We start from the raw sequence: 15,155 nt of genomic DNA, 5'->3' as shown, positions 1-15,155 counted from the left end.
GCATGCATATTCGCGCATTGCGCGGCCGTGATTCGGTTGATATCGGCAATCGCATTGGTCGTGCCGAAAACCGAAAGCAGCGTGAAAAGGGCCGTGCTATGCTGCGCGCACTGCCGAATCGGCGCGAATGTTCGCGGCAGAAGTCGCATGTCGATCACTGATTTGACGAATTCGATGCATGCGAATTCAGAGTGAATGGATATGCATGAAGTTCCGGAGTACCGATGAACCGAAAGCCGAAGGGAATTCCGGATCACGAATCAAATGACGTAAATGCCGCGAATGCGCGCGGCAAGGACTCGGTGAAAATGCGCAAGAAAAGCTTGGTTCATTTCCCCGTCGCGCTGGCGGTGACGGCGGCGCTCGGCGCCTGCTCGTCGGGCGACGACGACGCGACGATCGAATCACGCGCGGACGCGATCGTCGAGCGCATGTCGACCCGGCAGAAGGTCGGCCAGAAGATCATGATGGCGTTCCGGTACTGGTGCCCGGACGGGCAGCCGGCCTGCACGAGCGGCATGACCGAATTCCCCGACGCCGCGCGCGACGCGTTGCGTGAGAACGGCATCGGCGGCGTGATCCTGTTCTCGAACAACCTGACGGGCATCGAGCAGACGCGCCGGCTGATCGACGGAATCCGCGCGGCGCCCGCGGCCGACAGCCCGGTCGGCCTGATGGTCGGCATCGACGAGGAGGGCGGCAACGTGTTCCGCCTGCCGCGCGTGGAGGCGACGGCGTTCGCCGGCAACATGGCGCTCGGCGCGGCCTACGAGGCGACGAAGGACGACCGGCTCGCATACGACATGGGCCGCGTGCTCGCGGCGGAGATCGCGGCGGTCGGCTTCAACGTGAACTTCGCGCCGGATGTCGACGTGAACAGCAATCCGCTCAACCCCGTCATCAACGTGCGCTCGTTCGGCGACGATCCGGCGACGATCGGCCTGCTCGGCCGGCGCATGGTGCAGGGAATGAAGAGCGAGCGCGTGATCGGCACGTTCAAGCATTTCCCGGGGCACGGCGACACGGACACCGATTCGCACTACGGGCTGCCCGTCGTGATCAAGTCGCGCGCCGACGCGTACGCGATCGATCTCGCGCCGTACCGGCAGGCGATCGACTCGGGCGAGGCGCCCGACATGATCATGACCGCGCACATCCAGTATCCGTCGCTCGACGACACGCGCGTCGCGACGCGCACGGGCGAGCAGATGATCGCGCCCGCGACGATGTCGCGACGCATCCAGCACGACATCCTGCGCGGCGAATTCGGCTATCAGGGCGTGACGATCACCGACGCGCTCGACATGAAGGGCATCGCCGATTTCTTCGACGAGGACGATGCGGTCGTCAAGGTGTTCCAGGCGGACGTCGACATCGCGCTGATGCCCGTCGAGTTTCGCACCGCGGCCGACGCCGGCCGGCTGACGGCGCTGGTCGATCGCGTCGCGGCAGCCGTCGATGCGGGCCGGATCGACCGCGCCGAATTCGATCGCTCGGTGCGCCGGATCGTGCTGACCAAGCTGCGCAACGGCATCGTCGCGGCGGACCGCGGCAGGCCGATCGACGAACTGGCGTCGATCGGCGGGCCCGCGCATCGCGCGGTCGAGCGCGACATCGCGCGCAAGTCGATCACGCTGCTGCGCAACGAGAACGGCACGCTGCCGCTGCAGGCGCAGGGCCGGCGCATCTTCATCCTGACGCCGTGGGGCGAGCAGGCGGAGGCGATGCGGCGCCGTTTCGCCGAGCTCGGCCATCCGCTCGTGACGGGCGCGAAGCTGAGCGCGATCACGTGGCCCGAGCAGCAGCAGGCGATCGACGCGGCGGATGTCGTGATCGTCGGCACGCTGTCGACGGGCGTCACGCCCGTCGAGCACAACGGCGATCCGAGCGCGCGCATCGTGCCGCCCGCGCCCGCGCTGATGCGGCAGACGGCGCCCGCGAACGGCGAGGAGGCGGGCTCGGTGATCTTCGATCACGTCGACGCGGGCGCGGGGGCGGGCGCGGATGTCCGCGCCCGCCGCAGCGTGCTCGCCGTCGCGGTGCCGAACGAGGCGCAGCAGATGCGCGACGTGATGGATTACGCGAAGGCGCGGCGCAAGACCGTGATTCACGTGACGATGCGTGCGCCGTACGACGTGATCAGCTATGACGACGTCGCGGACGCGACGCTCGCGACGTACGCGTACTACGGCTACGAAGGCGGGCTGCGCGGCCCGTCGCTGTTCGCCGCCGTCGACGCGATGCTGGGCGTCGAGCGGCCGGTCGGCAAGCTGCCGGTCGCGGTGCATGCGCTGAACGCGGACGGATCGACGGGGCCGCTGCGCTATTCGCGCGGCTTCGGCTTGCAGTACTGAGGAGCCGAGCGCCGGCCGCGACGCGGCGCTGCGGCGATGCGCGCGGCTGGCGGCGCGGCCGATCGCCGCGCGCCGCCCGAAGCGGTTTCGCCGTCGATTTTCTGAGGCGCGGCCCACGCGAGGCCGCGTCGTGCTGCCGGATCGGTTTCAAATACCGTTCGTTGCAGTTATCCTTGAGCGCTCTTGCGGCGCGCGGCCGAAGCCGCGCGCCGGACGTTCGATCGCTTCCAAAGGAGAACAACATGACGATGCGAGCCCGTGTTTCGATCCTGTCGCGCGCGCTGGCGGGCGCCGCGTGCGCGGCGGCCGCGCTTGCCGCGCACGCGCAGAACAACCTGAACTTCCTGAACGACACGCCGATCAGCTATTTCAGCAAGGCGGACACCGCGTCGCTCGCGAAGGCCGTGCAGAAGGTTCGCGACGAAGGCAAGGACGGCGAAACCGTCGACTGGATGAACGAAGGCCGCGGCACGAAGCTCGCGGCGAAGCTGACGCCGAGCACGACCGAGCAGGAAGGCCGCACGTGCCGCGAGATCAAGACGGAAATCGAGGCGAAGGGGCAGTCGATGACGCTGCGGCCGCTCTATTGCAAGACCGAGGCCGGCAAGTGGCAGTTGCAGAGGCGCTGACGCGGGCCTGACGCGCGGATGAGCGCGATGAAGCCGCGCGGCCGGCCGCGCACGGTGTCCTGCGGGGTCGTGCTGCTCGATTTCGCCGGCCGCGTGCTGCTCGCGCACGCGACCGACACGGCGCACTGGGACATCCCGAAGGGCCAGGGCGAGCCGGGCGAGACCGCGCAGCAGGCGGCGCTGCGCGAGCTGGTCGAGGAGACGGGCATCGTGCTCGATCCCGCGCGCCTGACCGATCTCGGCTTGTTCGCTTACCGGCACGACAAGGATCTGCACCTGTTCGCCGCGCGAGCCGCCGCGCACGAGACGGACCTGTCGCGTTGCACGTGCACGTCGATGTTCCCGAGCCGCCGCGACGGGACGATGATTCCGGAGATGGACGCGTTTCGCTGGACCGAGCCGGGCGAAGTGGAGGCGTACGCGAGCCGCAGCCTCGCGCGGCTTTTCGCGACGACGCTGTCGCTCGCGCAATTGCATCGGACGCTGCCGGGGTAAGCGCCGCGCGTGCGCGACGGCCTTGCCGCCCGTCGCCGATGACGAACGTTGCATGATGACAAGCCTCGGCGCGCGATCCCCCGCGTGCGACGCCCGGCGTGCGACGCCCGGCCGATTCGTCCGCGCGAGGTTCGGTGTCACGCGCGCCTGCGCGCCGGACGCCGCACGCGCCGCGGCAATCCGGACCGGTCGGCGGGCCGAAAGCCGACTCGGCTGCCATCCCGGCTCGGACATCAAACGAAAATGCCCGGCCTGAGCCGGGCATTTCATTTTTTGCGCGGCGCGAGTAACGGAGCGCGCCGAAGCGGCCGTCAGGCCGGCTTGCCCCAGCTGTCGCGCAGGCCGACGATCCGGTTGAACACCGGCTGGCCGGGTTTCGAATCGACACGGTCCGCGACGAAGTAGCCGTGGCGCTCGAACTGATAGCGCGCCTCCGGCGTCGCGTCGCGCGCGCCGGGCTCGAGGTAGGCCTGGACGACCTTCTTCGAATCCGGATTCAGCGCCTCGAGGAAGTTGCGGCCGCCCGCGTCCGGGTGCGGCTCCTTGAACAGGCGATCGTAGATCCGCACTTCGGCCGGGCACGCGTGCGGCGCGCTCACCCAGTGGATGTTGCCCTTCACCTTGTAGTTGTTCGCGCCTTCGGTGCCCGACTTGCTGTCCGGATAGTAGTTGCAGTGCACGGCGATCACGTTGCCGTTTTCGTCCTTGTCGGCGCCCGTGCATTCGATCACGTAGCCGTAGCGCAGCCGCACCTTGTTGCCCGGGAACAGTCGGAAATAGCCCTTCGGCGGGCTCTCGTTGAAGTCCTCGCGCTCGATCCACAGCTCGCGCGAGATCGGGAACGTGCGCTGCCCGCGCTCCGGATGGTGCGGGTGCACGGGCGCCGTGCATTCCTCGGTCTGGCCTTCCGGATAGTTGTCGATGACGAGCTTGAGCGGATCAAGCACGGCGACCGTGCGCGGCGCCTTGTCGTCGAGGTCGTCGCGCAGCGCGCCTTCGAACACGCTCATGTCGATCCACGAATCGACCTTCGTCACGCCGATCCGCTCGCAGAAGAGCTGGATGCTCTGCGGCGTGAAGCCGCGGCGGCGCACGCCGACGATGGTCGGCATCCGCGGGTCGTCCCAGCCGTCGACGTGGCCTTCCGTCACGAGCTGCAGCAGCTTGCGCTTGCTCGTGATCGCGTACGTGAGATTCAGGCGCGAGAACTCGATTTGCTGCGGCAGCGGCCGCGCGAACACGCCGGCGTCGGCGAGCTCGTTGAGCACCCAGTCGTAGAGCGGGCGGTGATCCTCGAATTCGAGCGTGCAGAGCGAGTGCGTGATGTTCTCGATCGCGTCCGAGATGCAGTGCGTGTAGTCGTACATCGGGTACACGCACCACGCGTCGCCCGTGCGGTAGTGGTGCGCGTAGCGGATGCGATAGATCACCGGGTCGCGCATGTTCATGTTCGGCGAACCCATGTCGATCTTCGCGCGCAGCACGTGCTCGCCTTCCTTGAACTCGCCCGCCTTCATCCGGCGGAACAGGTCGAGGTTCTCCTCGGGCGAGCGGTCGCGGAACGGCGACGGCGTGCCCGGCTCGGTCAGCGAGCCGCGGTTCGTGCGCATCTCGTCGGCGCTCTGGCTGTCGACGTACGCCTTGCCGCGCTGGATCAGCAGCTCGGCGAATTCGTAGAGCTTGTCGTAATAGTCGCTCGCGAAGTACTGGTGGTCGACGCCGTCTTTCTGCCAGTCGAAGCCGAGCCAGCGCACCGCGTCGATGATCGAATTCACGTATTCGACGCTTTCCTTTTCCGGATTCGTGTCGTCGAAGCGCAGGTGGCACACGCCGCCGTAGTCGCGGGCGACGCCGAAGTTCAGGCAGATGCTCTTTGCATGGCCGATGTGCAGATACCCGTTCGGCTCGGGCGGGAAGCGCGTTTCGACGCGGCCGCTCCATTTGCTCGCGCGGTTGTCGTCGTCGATGATGTTGCGGATGAAATTGGAAGGCGCGGTGGCGTCGTTGCGTTCGGTGCTCATGCGGAACAGGGAAGAAAAAGGGGGAGGGCGCGTGCCGCGCCGCTCGAATTCGTCAATTCTACCTGACGGACGAGCGTCCTGAGGAGCGGCGCACCTTGCGGCGGGCGGCGCGGCGCGTTTTTCCGGCATTTGTGCGGCATGTGTTGCCGCTGTAACGGGAGGTAAATCGCCTTGCTGGCCGGATCGCGCTTTTTTAAGATGCGCTCACACAGGTTTCATGCCGCCGCGCCGTGCCTTGCGCGGCAACGTTTCGAAGGCAGCATCATGATGAAGAAAACCAGCTTTCTCGTTCGCGCCACCGTCATCGCCGTGGCGCTCGCCAGCTTGAGCGCGTGCGCGATGAACCGCACGCAGCGCAACGCCGGCATCGGCGCGGCCGCGGGCGGCGCGCTCGGCTACCTGATCACGGGCGCCCCGATCGGCACCGTCGCGGGCGCGGCGGCGGGCGGCCTCGTCGGCGCGGGCGTGCGCTAAAGGGCGCAGAAGGGCATTAAAGGGCATTCGACGCGGCGGCCGAGCGGTGGACGGGGCCGCCACGGCGCTCCTGGCGAGCAGGTGGCGCGGGCGAATGCCGGGGGCGGTGCCGGATCGTAGATCCGGGGCGTCGAATTAGCCGGTTTCGCGCCCTTCGTCAGCTTCGTTGCACGAATGCATGTGTCAGCCCGTCGCAAGCCGGACAGCAGGGCGCGCCATAGGCGCGCCCGTTTTGTTGGCGGGCACGATTTCGTCGGGTTTTGGGGCCCTTCGACGAGGGCTCGCGATTGGCATCTTCGCCGGCTGGTTTGTTCGGGGGCACCGTTTCGGGTGTCGGCGGCCGAAGCGACGCGCTCGTGTTCGCGGTTTTTCGGTCGACGTCGGGCGTTGATCATTCCTGTCGCTATCCCGCTTTCCCGCTATCCCGCTTTCCTGTTCTCCTGCTCTTCACGCTATCCCCGCTATCCCCGCTATCCCCGCTATCCCCGCTATCCTCGCGATCCTCGCGATCCTCGCGATCCCCGCGATCCCCGCGATCCCCGCGATTCCTGCGATTCCCGTATTGCGGCTTTGCGATTCTTCGACCTTCGTACGACGGCGTTCGTGCACTGCGTCCAGCATTCGGCATGCGGCGCTGCGCGTTCGGCCTGCGGCGTCTCGGTCGCGGTCGCTGCCGGCTCAGCCGTTCGGATAGGCGGCCGCGATCAGGTTCGCGCGCAGCGTCGCGAACTGCGCGTACATGTCGTGCACGAGGTACAGGTCGCGGCGGCGCGTCCAAGCCTGGCCGGACTGCGGTTCGTACAGCGTCGGCAGCGGGACTTCCGCGACCGCGGCCGCGGCCATTCCGCGCGCCCGCGAAGTCTGGATGCAGCGCTTCGCATGATCGCGATGGCCGACGACCGCGACGCCGCCCATCGCCGCACCGCCGCCTTCCAGCGCGACGATCGCGGCCGCGACGCCGTCGGTGCTCAGGTACGTGATCGAGCCGTCCGCCGCGACGACGGGCTCGATCGAATGGACGTCGGCCATCTGGTATTTCGACGCGAGAAAGCGCGCGATCTCCCACTGCGCGTAGACCTTGACGGATTTCAACCGGCGGATCGCGTAGACCGCGTCCGCGAGCGCCTCGTTGACAGGGCCCGGATCGGGCAGCGCGGTCTGGTTCGCGCCGTTCGTCGGCGTGTTGCCGCTCGCCGCGTTCGCGCGGTTGCCGAAGCCGTAAGCGACGATGCGATCGATCCGCGCGGCGGCGATCGTCGGCAGATCCCACGTGAAGCCGACGTCGATGTCCGGGTGCGCTTGCCGGGTGCCGCGTGCGGTGAACGGGGCGGGCCGCGCGTCGAGATCCCGGGTTGCGGCACGCGGATATTTCGGGCTTTCGAGGGGGGGCAAGTTCCGGCGCGCGAAATGCGGAGTTCGAAGCTCGGGCTCGGGGCTCAACGCTCAACGCTCAACGCTCAACGCTCAACGCTCAACGCTCAACGCTCAACGCTCAACGCTCAACGCTCAACGCTCAACGCAAAAGTTCAACCGTCGATGCTCAACGTCCGAAGCCGAAGCCCGAAGCCTTGAAGCTATAGAAGTTCGCGAGTTTGAATCGGCAAACCGGCAAACCGGCAAACCGGCAAACCGGCAAACCGGCAAACCGGCAAACCGGCAAACCGGCAAACCGGCAAACCGGCGAAACGGCGAGCGGGCGACGGGGCGAAGAACCAACACTCGAGAGAAAGAACGCGGGCGCACAATCGAAGCCGCGCGCCCGCCCGCCATCGCACCCATGCGCCGCGCTCACACGACGCGCTTGTCCCTGAGCGCCGCGATCGCCGCGTCGCCGTAGCCGAGCATGTCGCGCAACACCGCGTCCGTGTGCTCGCCGAGGAGAGGCGGCGCGCTGCGCGCGTCGGGCGGCGTCTCGCTCATCCGGATCGGGTTGCGCACGAGCTTCACGGTCGCGCCGCTCGGATGAGGCAGCTCGACCTGCATGCCGCGCGCGCGCACTTGCTCGTCGTCGAACACTTCATCGAGATCGTTGATCGGCCCGCACGGCACGCCGAGCGCCTCGAGCGCGTCGAGCCATTCGCGTTTCGTGCGCGTCTTCGTCATCTCCGCGATGATCGGCACGAGCGTGTCGCGATGGCGCACGCGCGCCGGGTTCGTCGCGAAGCGCTCGTCGTCGGCGAGCGCCGCGCGGCCGCCCGCCTCGACGAACTTGCGGAACTGCCCGTCGTTGCCGACCGCGACGATGATCCAGCCGTCGCTCGTCTCGAACGTCTGGTAAGGCACGATGTTCGGATGCGCGTTGCCCCAGCGCACGGGCGGCTTGCCGCTCGCGAGGAAGTTCGTGTTCATGTTCGCGAGGAGCGCGACCTGCACGTCGAGGAGCGCCATGTCGATGTGCTGGCCGCAGCCCGTGCGGTCGCGGTGCGCGAGCGCGGCGAGGATCGCGATCGTCGAGTAGAGGCCCGTCGCGAGATCGGCGATCGCGACGCCCGCCTTCTGCGGGCCGCCGCCCGGCAGGCCGTCGCGCTCGCCCGTGATGCTCATGAAGCCGCCCATTCCCTGGATGATGAAGTCGTAGCCCGCGCGATGCGCATACGGGCCCGTCTGGCCGAAGCCCGTCACCGAGCAGTAGACGAGATCGGGCTTCACGGCTTTCAGCGATTCGAAGTCGAGCCCGTATTTCGCGAGCTGGCCGACCTTGTAGTTCTCGAGCACGACGTCGCATTGCGCTGCGAGCTCGCGGACGATCCGCTGGCCCTCCGGCGTCGCGATGTCGACCGTCACCGAGCGCTTGTTGCGGTTCGCGGCGAGGTAGTACGCGGCTTCGCGGGTGTCGGCGCCGTCGGGCGTTTTCAGGTACGGCGGGCCCCAGTGCCGGGTGTCGTCGCCGCTCTCCGGGCGCTCGACCTTGATCACGTCGGCGCCGAGATCGGCAAGCGTCTGCGCGCACCACGGGCCCGCGAGCACGCGGCTCAGGTCCAGGACGCGGATATGGCTGAGGGCTCCCATCTTCGTTCAGTCTCCTCTGTTGGTGGTGCTATCGATCGGCGCGCGGCCCAGGGGCGTCGCGCCGATCGGGGCGCGGCCACGCGGGCGCGTGTCCGGTTGGTCGTCTCCCGCCGCATCTTAAAGCGATTCGGGTGCGGCTGTCGCGAAGGCGGGCGGCGCGAGGGCGGTGACGCGAGGGCGGCGGGGCCGGATGCAGGCGCGCGCCGCCGCCGCGAGCGCCCGCGGCGCGGTTGTGACCGCTCGCCGCGTGGCGCTGCTTCGGCGGAGCGGATTGGGGGCGAGGTTCCGGCGCGGCTTGGGTGCGGTCTCGATGCGGCCCCGATGCGGCTTCGATGCGCTCGGTCGAAAGCCGACGAGATGCCGATGTGAACGTGTTGCGACGTCGAGCGAGAGCCGACGGGGCGCTCGAGCACGGCGCTCGAGCGCTCGGCAACGGCTTCGAACGGTGCAATGGCCTGCTCACGGCCGGGAAGCCGGCAACGGCCTCGAAAAATGGCTCCGAATGGCTCCGAACGGTCGGTAATGGCGCGGCGGCCGGGCGTCTTTCGGGGGTGGCCGCGGCATGATTGTCGGCGTGTCGGGCGTATCGTCCACATTGGGTTCGACGCGTCGCCATGCGGCCGTCGCGGCGCGCTCGTATCGCGCGCGATCGTTCGGCTCGACCGGACTCGCCGGTTCTGGTCCCGGTCACGGCCGAGTTCAGCTCGCCGCGGCTCGACTCGGCCTGGCCGATTGGCCCAACCCGCCGCCCCAAACCCGTCGCCCCAAACCCGTCGTTCGAGCTCGGCCGCGTGTTTCCGGCGTGGATTTCGCGTGCTTTGCCGGCCGTCCTCGACTAGCGCGTCGGACGTTTCCGGACCGCGACGATCTTACGCCGAGTCGGCCGCGTCGCCCGCTGCCGGCCCTCGACGCCGTCCACGGAACGTTCGCCCAACGCCCGCCCCAACGCCCACCCCAACGCCCACCCCAACGCCCACGGGCCGCGAGCGGGGATCTATCCCGTATAATTGATCGTTTCAGAATCCAGCCGCCGTCCGCCGAGTCGAAGCGGCCGGCGCTCAACCCAGTTTTGGCCTGACCCCGTCCCCGCACGCTATGAACGCCGCCGAAATCCGCGAGAAATTCCTCAAGTTCTTCGAATCGAAGGGCCACACGATCGTCCGCTCGTCGAGCCTCGTCCCGGGCAACGACCCCACGCTGCTCTTCACCAATTCGGGGATGGTGCAATTCAAGGACGTGTTCCTCGGCGCCGAGACGCGCCCGTACTCCCGCGCGACCACCTCGCAGCGCAGCGTGCGCGCGGGCGGCAAGCACAACGACCTCGAGAACGTCGGCTACACCGCGCGCCACCACACGTTCTTCGAGATGCTCGGCAACTTCTCGTTCGGCGACTACTTCAAGCGCGATGCGATCCATTACGCGTGGGAACTGCTGACGACCGTCTACGCGCTGCCCGCCGACAAGCTCTGGGTCACCGTCTACCACGACGACGACGAGGCGTACGACATCTGGGCGAAGGAAGTCGGCGTGCCGGCCGAGCGGATCATCCGCATCGGCGACAACAAGGGCGCGCGCTACGCGTCGGACAATTTCTGGCAGATGGGCGACACGGGCCCGTGCGGCCCGTGCTCGGAAATCTTCTACGACCACGGCCCGGACGTGTGGGGCGGCCCGCCGGGGTCCCCCGAGGAAGACGGCGACCGCTACATCGAGATCTGGAACCTCGTGTTCATGCAGTTCAACCGCGACGCGCAGGGCAACATGACGCGCCTGCCGAAGCCGTGCGTCGACACCGGCATGGGCCTCGAGCGGATCGCGGCCGTGCTGCAGCACGTGCACAGCAACTACGAGATCGACCTGTTCCAGAACCTGATCAAGGCGTCGGCGCGCGAAACGGGCGTGGCCGACCTCGCGAACAATTCGCTGAAGGTGATCGCCGATCACATCCGCGCGTGCTCGTTCCTGATCGTCGACGGCGTGATCCCCGGCAACGAAGGCCGCGGCTACGTGCTGCGCCGGATCGTGCGCCGCGCGATTCGCCACGGCTACAAGCTCGGCCGCAAGGGGGCGTTCTTCCACAAGCTCGTGGCGGATCTCGTCGCCGAGATGGGCGTGGCCTATCCGGAGCTGAAGGAAGCCGAGCAGCGCGTGACCGACGTGCTGCGCCAGGAGGAAGAGCGCTTCTTCGAGACGATCGAGCACGGGATGTCGATTCTCGACGCCGCGCTCGGCGAGCTCGACGCCGCGGGTGGCAAGACGCTCGACGGCGAACTCGCGTTCAAGCTGCACGACACGTACGGCTTCCCGCTCGATCTGACGGCCGACGTGTGCCGCGAGCGCGGCGTGACGGTCGACGAACCTGCGTTCGACGACGCGATGGCGCGCCAGCGCGAGCAGGCGCGCGCGGCGGGCAAGTTCAAGGCGGCGCAGGGCCTCGACTACTCGGGCGCGAAGACGGCCTTCCACGGCTACGAGGAAATCGCGTTCGACGACGCGAAAGTCGTCGCGCTGTACGTCGACGGCGCGTCGGTCGACGCCGTGAAGGCGGGCGAGAGCGCGGTCGTCGTGCTCGACCACACGCCGTTCTACGCGGAATCGGGCGGCCAGGTCGGCGATCAGGGCGTGCTCGCGAACGCGGCCACGCGCTTCGCGGTCGCCGACACGCTGAAGGTCCAGGCCGACGTGATCGGCCACCACGGCACGCTCGAGCAGGGCACGCTGAAGATCGGCGACGTCGTTCGCGCGGAGATCGACGCCGAGCGCCGCGCGCGCACCGCGCGCAATCACTCGGCGACCCACCTGATGCACAAGGCGCTGCGCGACGTGCTCGGCTCGCACGTGCAGCAGAAGGGCTCGCTCGTCGACGCGGACAAGACCCGCTTCGACTTCGCGCACAACGCGCCGCTGACCGACGACGAAATCCGCCGCGTCGAGGCCATCGTCAACGAGCAGGTGCTCGCGAACGCGCCCGGCATCGTGCGCGTGATGCCGTACGACGACGCGGTGAAGGGCGGCGCGATGGCGCTCTTCGGCGAGAAGTACGGCGACGAAGTGCGCGTGCTCGATCTCGGTTTCTCGCGCGAGCTCTGCGGCGGCACGCACGTGCATCGCACGGGCGACATCGGCCTCTTCAAGATCGTCGCGGAAGGCGGCGTCGCGGCGGGCATTCGGCGCGTCGAGGCGATCACGGGCGACAACGCGGTGCGCTACGTGCAGGCGCTCGACGCGCGCGTGAACGCGGCGGCGGCGGCGCTGAAGGCGCAGCCGTCCGAGCTGATCCAGCGGATCGGCCAGGTGCAGGATCAGGTGAAATCGCTCGAGAAGGAACTCGCCGCGCTGAAGTCGAAGCTCGCGTCGAGCCAGGGCGACGAGCTCGCGCAGCAGGCGGTCGAAATCGGCGGCGTGCACGTGCTCGCCGCGACGCTCGACGGCGCCGACGCGAAGACGCTGCGCGAGACCGTCGACAAGCTGAAGGACAAGCTGAAGAGCGCGGCGATCGTGCTCGCGGCCGTCGACGGCGGCAAGGTGAGCCTGATCGCGGGCGTCACGGCGGACGCGAGCAAGAAGGTGAAGGCGGGCGAGCTCGTCAACTTCGTCGCGCAGCAAGTGGGCGGCAAGGGCGGCGGCCGGCCGGACATGGCGCAGGCGGGCGGCACCGAGCCGGCGAATCTGCCGGCGGCGCTCGCGGGCGTCAAGGGCTGGGTCGAAGCGCGGCTGTGACGCGGCCGGGCGGCGCGACGAGATTCGGCGCGCCGTTCTCGTCGCAACGGCGGCCGCACGGCGGCGGCGGGTGACGCGATTTCGGGGGCGTATCGGCGCGGTGCGCGGTGCGCCCGCGCGGCGGAACGCGGGCTTGGACGATGAGCTTGCGGCGATGCCGGCGCGCTTCGCTTCTTCGACTTCCGCGAGCGTCGCGGCAAAAATCGGATGATCGAACGACCGAAACGGTCCAATCGGCTTGCGCCGGCTGGGCCGTTTTGCTTTCGGGTTCGATGACGGGCGCGGCGGTGCGCGGTGCGCGCATGGCGTCGGCGCGCGTCATGTCGCGTTGCCTCGCCTTGCCTCGCGTTGCGTGACGCAGCGCCGCCGCACGGCGAGCCGGCTATGCACGCGCGCATCGCGCACGTCAGACGGCCAGCGTTTCGTCCGCCGTGCCGCGCCGCGTGCGCCCGCGCGTGGCCTTCGCCGTTTCGTTCGTCGCGATGTCGGTTGCGTTCGCCGCCGCGGCCGCATCGCGCAACGCGTCGCGCAACGCGGCGAGCGCCGCCGAGAAATGCCCCTGACGCCAGACCAGCATCGTGTCGATCGGCGCGATGTCGTCGATCGGATGCACGCCGAGGCTGTCGGGCTCGCGCTGGACGGTGAGCACCGAGCGCGGCGCGACCGCGACGCCCGCGCCCGCCGCGACGCACGCGACGATCGCGTGATACGAACCGAGCTCGAGCACGCGCCCGGGCTTGAGCCCGTATGCGGCATACCAGCGCTCGACGCAACCGCGGTACGCGCAGCCGCGCTCGAACGCGACGAGCGTCGGCAGCAGCACGTCCCGCGGCGTGCGCACGCACGGATGGCCGCGCGGCGTCAGCAGCACGAGTTCCTCGGTGAAGGCGGGCGCGGTCTCGAACGGCTCGCCGAGCGCCTCGGAGCCGGCCGGTGTCGCAACGAGCGCGGCGTCGAGCTCGAATTCGCGCACCAGGCTGATCAGCTCGCCGGTCGTGCCGGTGACGAGCTCGAGCGTGACGTCGGGCCACGCCTGATGGTAGCGCGCGAGAAAAGCGGGCAGACGGCTCGCCGCGGTGCTTTCCATCGCGCCGAGCCGCAGCCGGCCGCGAGGGCGGTTCTCGCGGACCGCGTGGCGCGCCTCGTCGGCGAGCGCGAGCAAGCGCTCCGCGTACGGCAGCAGCGTTTCGCCCGCGGGCGTCAGCACGAGCCGGCGGCCGTCGCGCACGAAAAGCGGTGCGCCGAGCTGTTCCTCCAGCTGCTTGATGCGGGTCGTGACGTTCGACTGCACGCGATTGAGCTTCGCGGCCGCGCGCGTCACGCCGTTCTCGCGCACGACCGCGCGAAAGATCGCCAGCGCCGCCAGATCCATGATTCTCTCCATGGGATGGATCGAATCTCAATTATTCATTTTTCGAGAACGGTTGGTCAAGCTAGCATCGATTCGATTTTGGCTAATCCGCGACGCTTCCGACCCCTCGAATCGGCCGCGTCGCCCTCGAAACGATGCGCTCCCTTTCTCCTTCACGCGGCGCGGCCGACTATCCATTCTCCGGCGAGCGCGCGGCGCGCGACGCGGCGCTCGCCTGTGCGGCGGCGCTCGCGGTCGCGCTCGGCGTCGGGCGCTTCGCGTTCACGCCGCTGTTGCCGCTGATGCTCGCGGGCGGCGAGCTCGACATCCGGCACGGCGGCTGGCTCGCGTCCGCGAACTACGCCGGCTATTTCGTCGGCGCGATGACCTGCGCGCGCATCGCCGTCGATCCGGCGCGGATGGTGCGCGCCGGGCTCGCGGCGACGGTCGCGCTGACGCTCGCGATGGGAGTCGCGAGCCCGTTCTGGGTGTGGGCGCTCGTGCGCTTCGCGAGCGGCGCGGTCAGCGCGTGGACGTTCGTGTTCGCGTCGCAGTGGGGCCTGAGGCGCGTCGCCGAGCGCGGCGCGCCTGCGTGGGGCGGCGTGATCTATACCGGGCCGGGGATCGGGATCGTCGTGACGGGGCTGATCGGCTCCGCGTTGGCGGGGCAGCGTGCGGCGCTCGGCTGGATCGGGTTCGCGGCGGCGTCGGCGGTGCTGTCGGCGATCGTGTGGCGCGCGTTCGGGGCGACGGGGCGCGATCCGATGCGCGATGCGGACGGCGGGCGTCTTCGTCGCGGGGCGGAAACCGCGGGCGATGGGGGCGGCTTGGCAGAGGCGGGCGGTCGGGCCGAGACGAGGTGCGCGGTCGAGCCGGCCGGATCGGCCGACGCCATTCGAGTGGGTTCGGCGTACGGCGTGCCCGATGCGCGTGACGTATCCAACGCGCCCGATGCGTCCAACGCGTCCGATGCGTCCGATGCGTCCGATGCGTCCGATGCGTCCGATGCGTCCGATGCGTCCGATGCGTCCAACGCGTCCAACGCGTCCAACGCGTCCAACGCGTCCAACGCGTCCAACGCGTCCAACGCGTCCAACGCGTC

The 15,155-nt window shown here is 68.9% G+C and carries 11 protein-coding genes; 7 read left to right on the top strand and 4 right to left on the bottom strand.

Annotation, left to right across the window (positions count from 1 at the left end; genetic code table 11):
- The first annotated feature begins 2 nt into the window (after positions 1 to 2).
- The 4 genes from WS91_RS37555 to WS91_RS23330 all read left to right on the top strand — a co-directional run bounded on the left by WS91_RS37555 (position 3) and on the right by WS91_RS23330 (position 3,478).
- Positions 3 to 161, top strand: coding sequence for a hypothetical protein (locus WS91_RS37555; protein WP_226383047.1), 159 nt, complete (start codon positions 3 to 5; stop codon positions 159 to 161).
- Positions 162 to 308: 147 nt separating this feature from the next.
- Complete coding sequence (locus WS91_RS23340) at positions 309 to 2,354, top strand: glycoside hydrolase family 3 protein (RefSeq protein WP_059671157.1); 2,046 nt, start codon at positions 309 to 311, stop codon at positions 2,352 to 2,354.
- Positions 2,355 to 2,596: 242 nt separating this feature from the next.
- Positions 2,597 to 2,983 (top strand): RT0821/Lpp0805 family surface protein, encoded by a 387-nt coding sequence (locus WS91_RS23335; RefSeq protein ID WP_038751339.1) that lies wholly within the window; start codon positions 2,597 to 2,599, stop codon positions 2,981 to 2,983.
- Positions 2,984 to 3,001: 18 nt separating this feature from the next.
- Positions 3,002 to 3,478 carry an NUDIX hydrolase gene (locus tag WS91_RS23330; protein WP_059641686.1) on the top strand — a complete coding sequence of 159 codons (477 nt, stop codon included), beginning with the start codon at positions 3,002 to 3,004 and terminating at the stop codon, positions 3,476 to 3,478.
- A gap of 311 nt (positions 3,479 to 3,789) precedes the next feature.
- On the opposite strand, the gene WS91_RS23325 is transcribed toward WS91_RS23330, so the two are convergent.
- On the bottom strand, positions 3,790 to 5,499 hold the full coding sequence (locus WS91_RS23325) for a glutamine--tRNA ligase/YqeY domain fusion protein (RefSeq protein WP_059583030.1): 1,710 nt from the start codon (positions 5,497 to 5,499) through the stop codon (positions 3,790 to 3,792).
- A gap of 264 nt (positions 5,500 to 5,763) precedes the next feature.
- Here WS91_RS23325 and WS91_RS36950 point away from each other — a divergent pair, with 264 nt between their 5' ends.
- Positions 5,764 to 5,973, top strand: a complete 210-nt coding sequence (locus WS91_RS36950) for an ornithine acetyltransferase (RefSeq protein WP_059671124.1) — start codon at positions 5,764 to 5,766, stop codon at positions 5,971 to 5,973.
- 678 nt (positions 5,974 to 6,651) lie between these two features.
- Here the strand turns inward: WS91_RS36950 and WS91_RS23315 are convergent.
- Positions 6,652 to 7,365 carry a hypothetical protein gene (locus WS91_RS23315; protein ID WP_082758301.1) on the bottom strand — a complete coding sequence of 238 codons (714 nt, stop codon included), beginning with the start codon at positions 7,363 to 7,365 and terminating at the stop codon, positions 6,652 to 6,654.
- Between the two features lie 396 nt (positions 7,366 to 7,761).
- On the bottom strand, positions 7,762 to 8,982 hold the full coding sequence (locus WS91_RS23310; protein ID WP_038751335.1) for a CaiB/BaiF CoA transferase family protein: 1,221 nt from the start codon (positions 8,980 to 8,982) through the stop codon (positions 7,762 to 7,764).
- A gap of 1,095 nt (positions 8,983 to 10,077) precedes the next feature.
- On the opposite strand from WS91_RS23310, the gene alaS reads away from it, so the two are divergent.
- Positions 10,078 to 12,702 carry an alanine--tRNA ligase gene (alaS, locus tag WS91_RS23305; protein ID WP_059671123.1) on the top strand — a complete coding sequence of 875 codons (2,625 nt, stop codon included), beginning with the start codon at positions 10,078 to 10,080 and terminating at the stop codon, positions 12,700 to 12,702.
- Positions 12,703 to 13,108: 406 nt separating this feature from the next.
- On the opposite strand, the gene WS91_RS23300 is transcribed toward alaS, so the two are convergent.
- The gene (locus tag WS91_RS23300) at positions 13,109 to 14,074 is read right to left on the bottom strand and encodes a LysR substrate-binding domain-containing protein (RefSeq protein WP_059671122.1); all 966 of its coding nucleotides are present in this window, start codon (positions 14,072 to 14,074) and stop codon (positions 13,109 to 13,111) included.
- Positions 14,075 to 14,208: 134 nt separating this feature from the next.
- Here WS91_RS23300 and WS91_RS23295 point away from each other — a divergent pair.
- Positions 14,209 to 15,155 (top strand): YbfB/YjiJ family MFS transporter (locus WS91_RS23295; protein WP_156432447.1); only part of this gene is annotated, 947 nt, incomplete at its 3' end.

Source organism: Burkholderia sp. MSMB1498 (assembly GCF_001526245.1).
In the GTDB taxonomy this organism is placed as follows: Bacteria; Pseudomonadota; Gammaproteobacteria; order Burkholderiales; family Burkholderiaceae; genus Burkholderia; species Burkholderia savannae.
Note: the sequence above shows the minus strand (reverse complement) of the source record. Positions and strands in the feature narration are given on the sequence as shown.

Excerpts from the sequence above, each read along its gene's own strand:
- WS91_RS37555 (WP_226383047.1), top strand. The coding sequence starts at position 3 with ATGCATATTCGCGCATTGCGCGGCCGTGATTCGGTTGATATCGGCAAT.
- WS91_RS23340 (WP_059671157.1), top strand. The coding sequence starts at position 309 with ATGCGCAAGAAAAGCTTGGTTCATTTCCCCGTCGCGCTGGCGGTGACG.
- WS91_RS23335 (WP_038751339.1), top strand. The coding sequence starts at position 2,597 with ATGACGATGCGAGCCCGTGTTTCGATCCTGTCGCGCGCGCTGGCGGGC.
- WS91_RS23330 (WP_059641686.1), top strand. The coding sequence starts at position 3,002 with ATGAGCGCGATGAAGCCGCGCGGCCGGCCGCGCACGGTGTCCTGCGGG.
- WS91_RS23325 (WP_059583030.1), bottom strand. The coding sequence starts at position 5,499 with ATGAGCACCGAACGCAACGACGCCACCGCGCCTTCCAATTTCATCCGC.
- WS91_RS36950 (WP_059671124.1), top strand. The coding sequence starts at position 5,764 with ATGATGAAGAAAACCAGCTTTCTCGTTCGCGCCACCGTCATCGCCGTG.
- WS91_RS23310 (WP_038751335.1), bottom strand. The coding sequence starts at position 8,982 with ATGGGAGCCCTCAGCCATATCCGCGTCCTGGACCTGAGCCGCGTGCTC.
- alaS (WP_059671123.1), top strand. The coding sequence starts at position 10,078 with ATGAACGCCGCCGAAATCCGCGAGAAATTCCTCAAGTTCTTCGAATCG.
- WS91_RS23300 (WP_059671122.1), bottom strand. The coding sequence starts at position 14,074 with ATGGATCTGGCGGCGCTGGCGATCTTTCGCGCGGTCGTGCGCGAGAAC.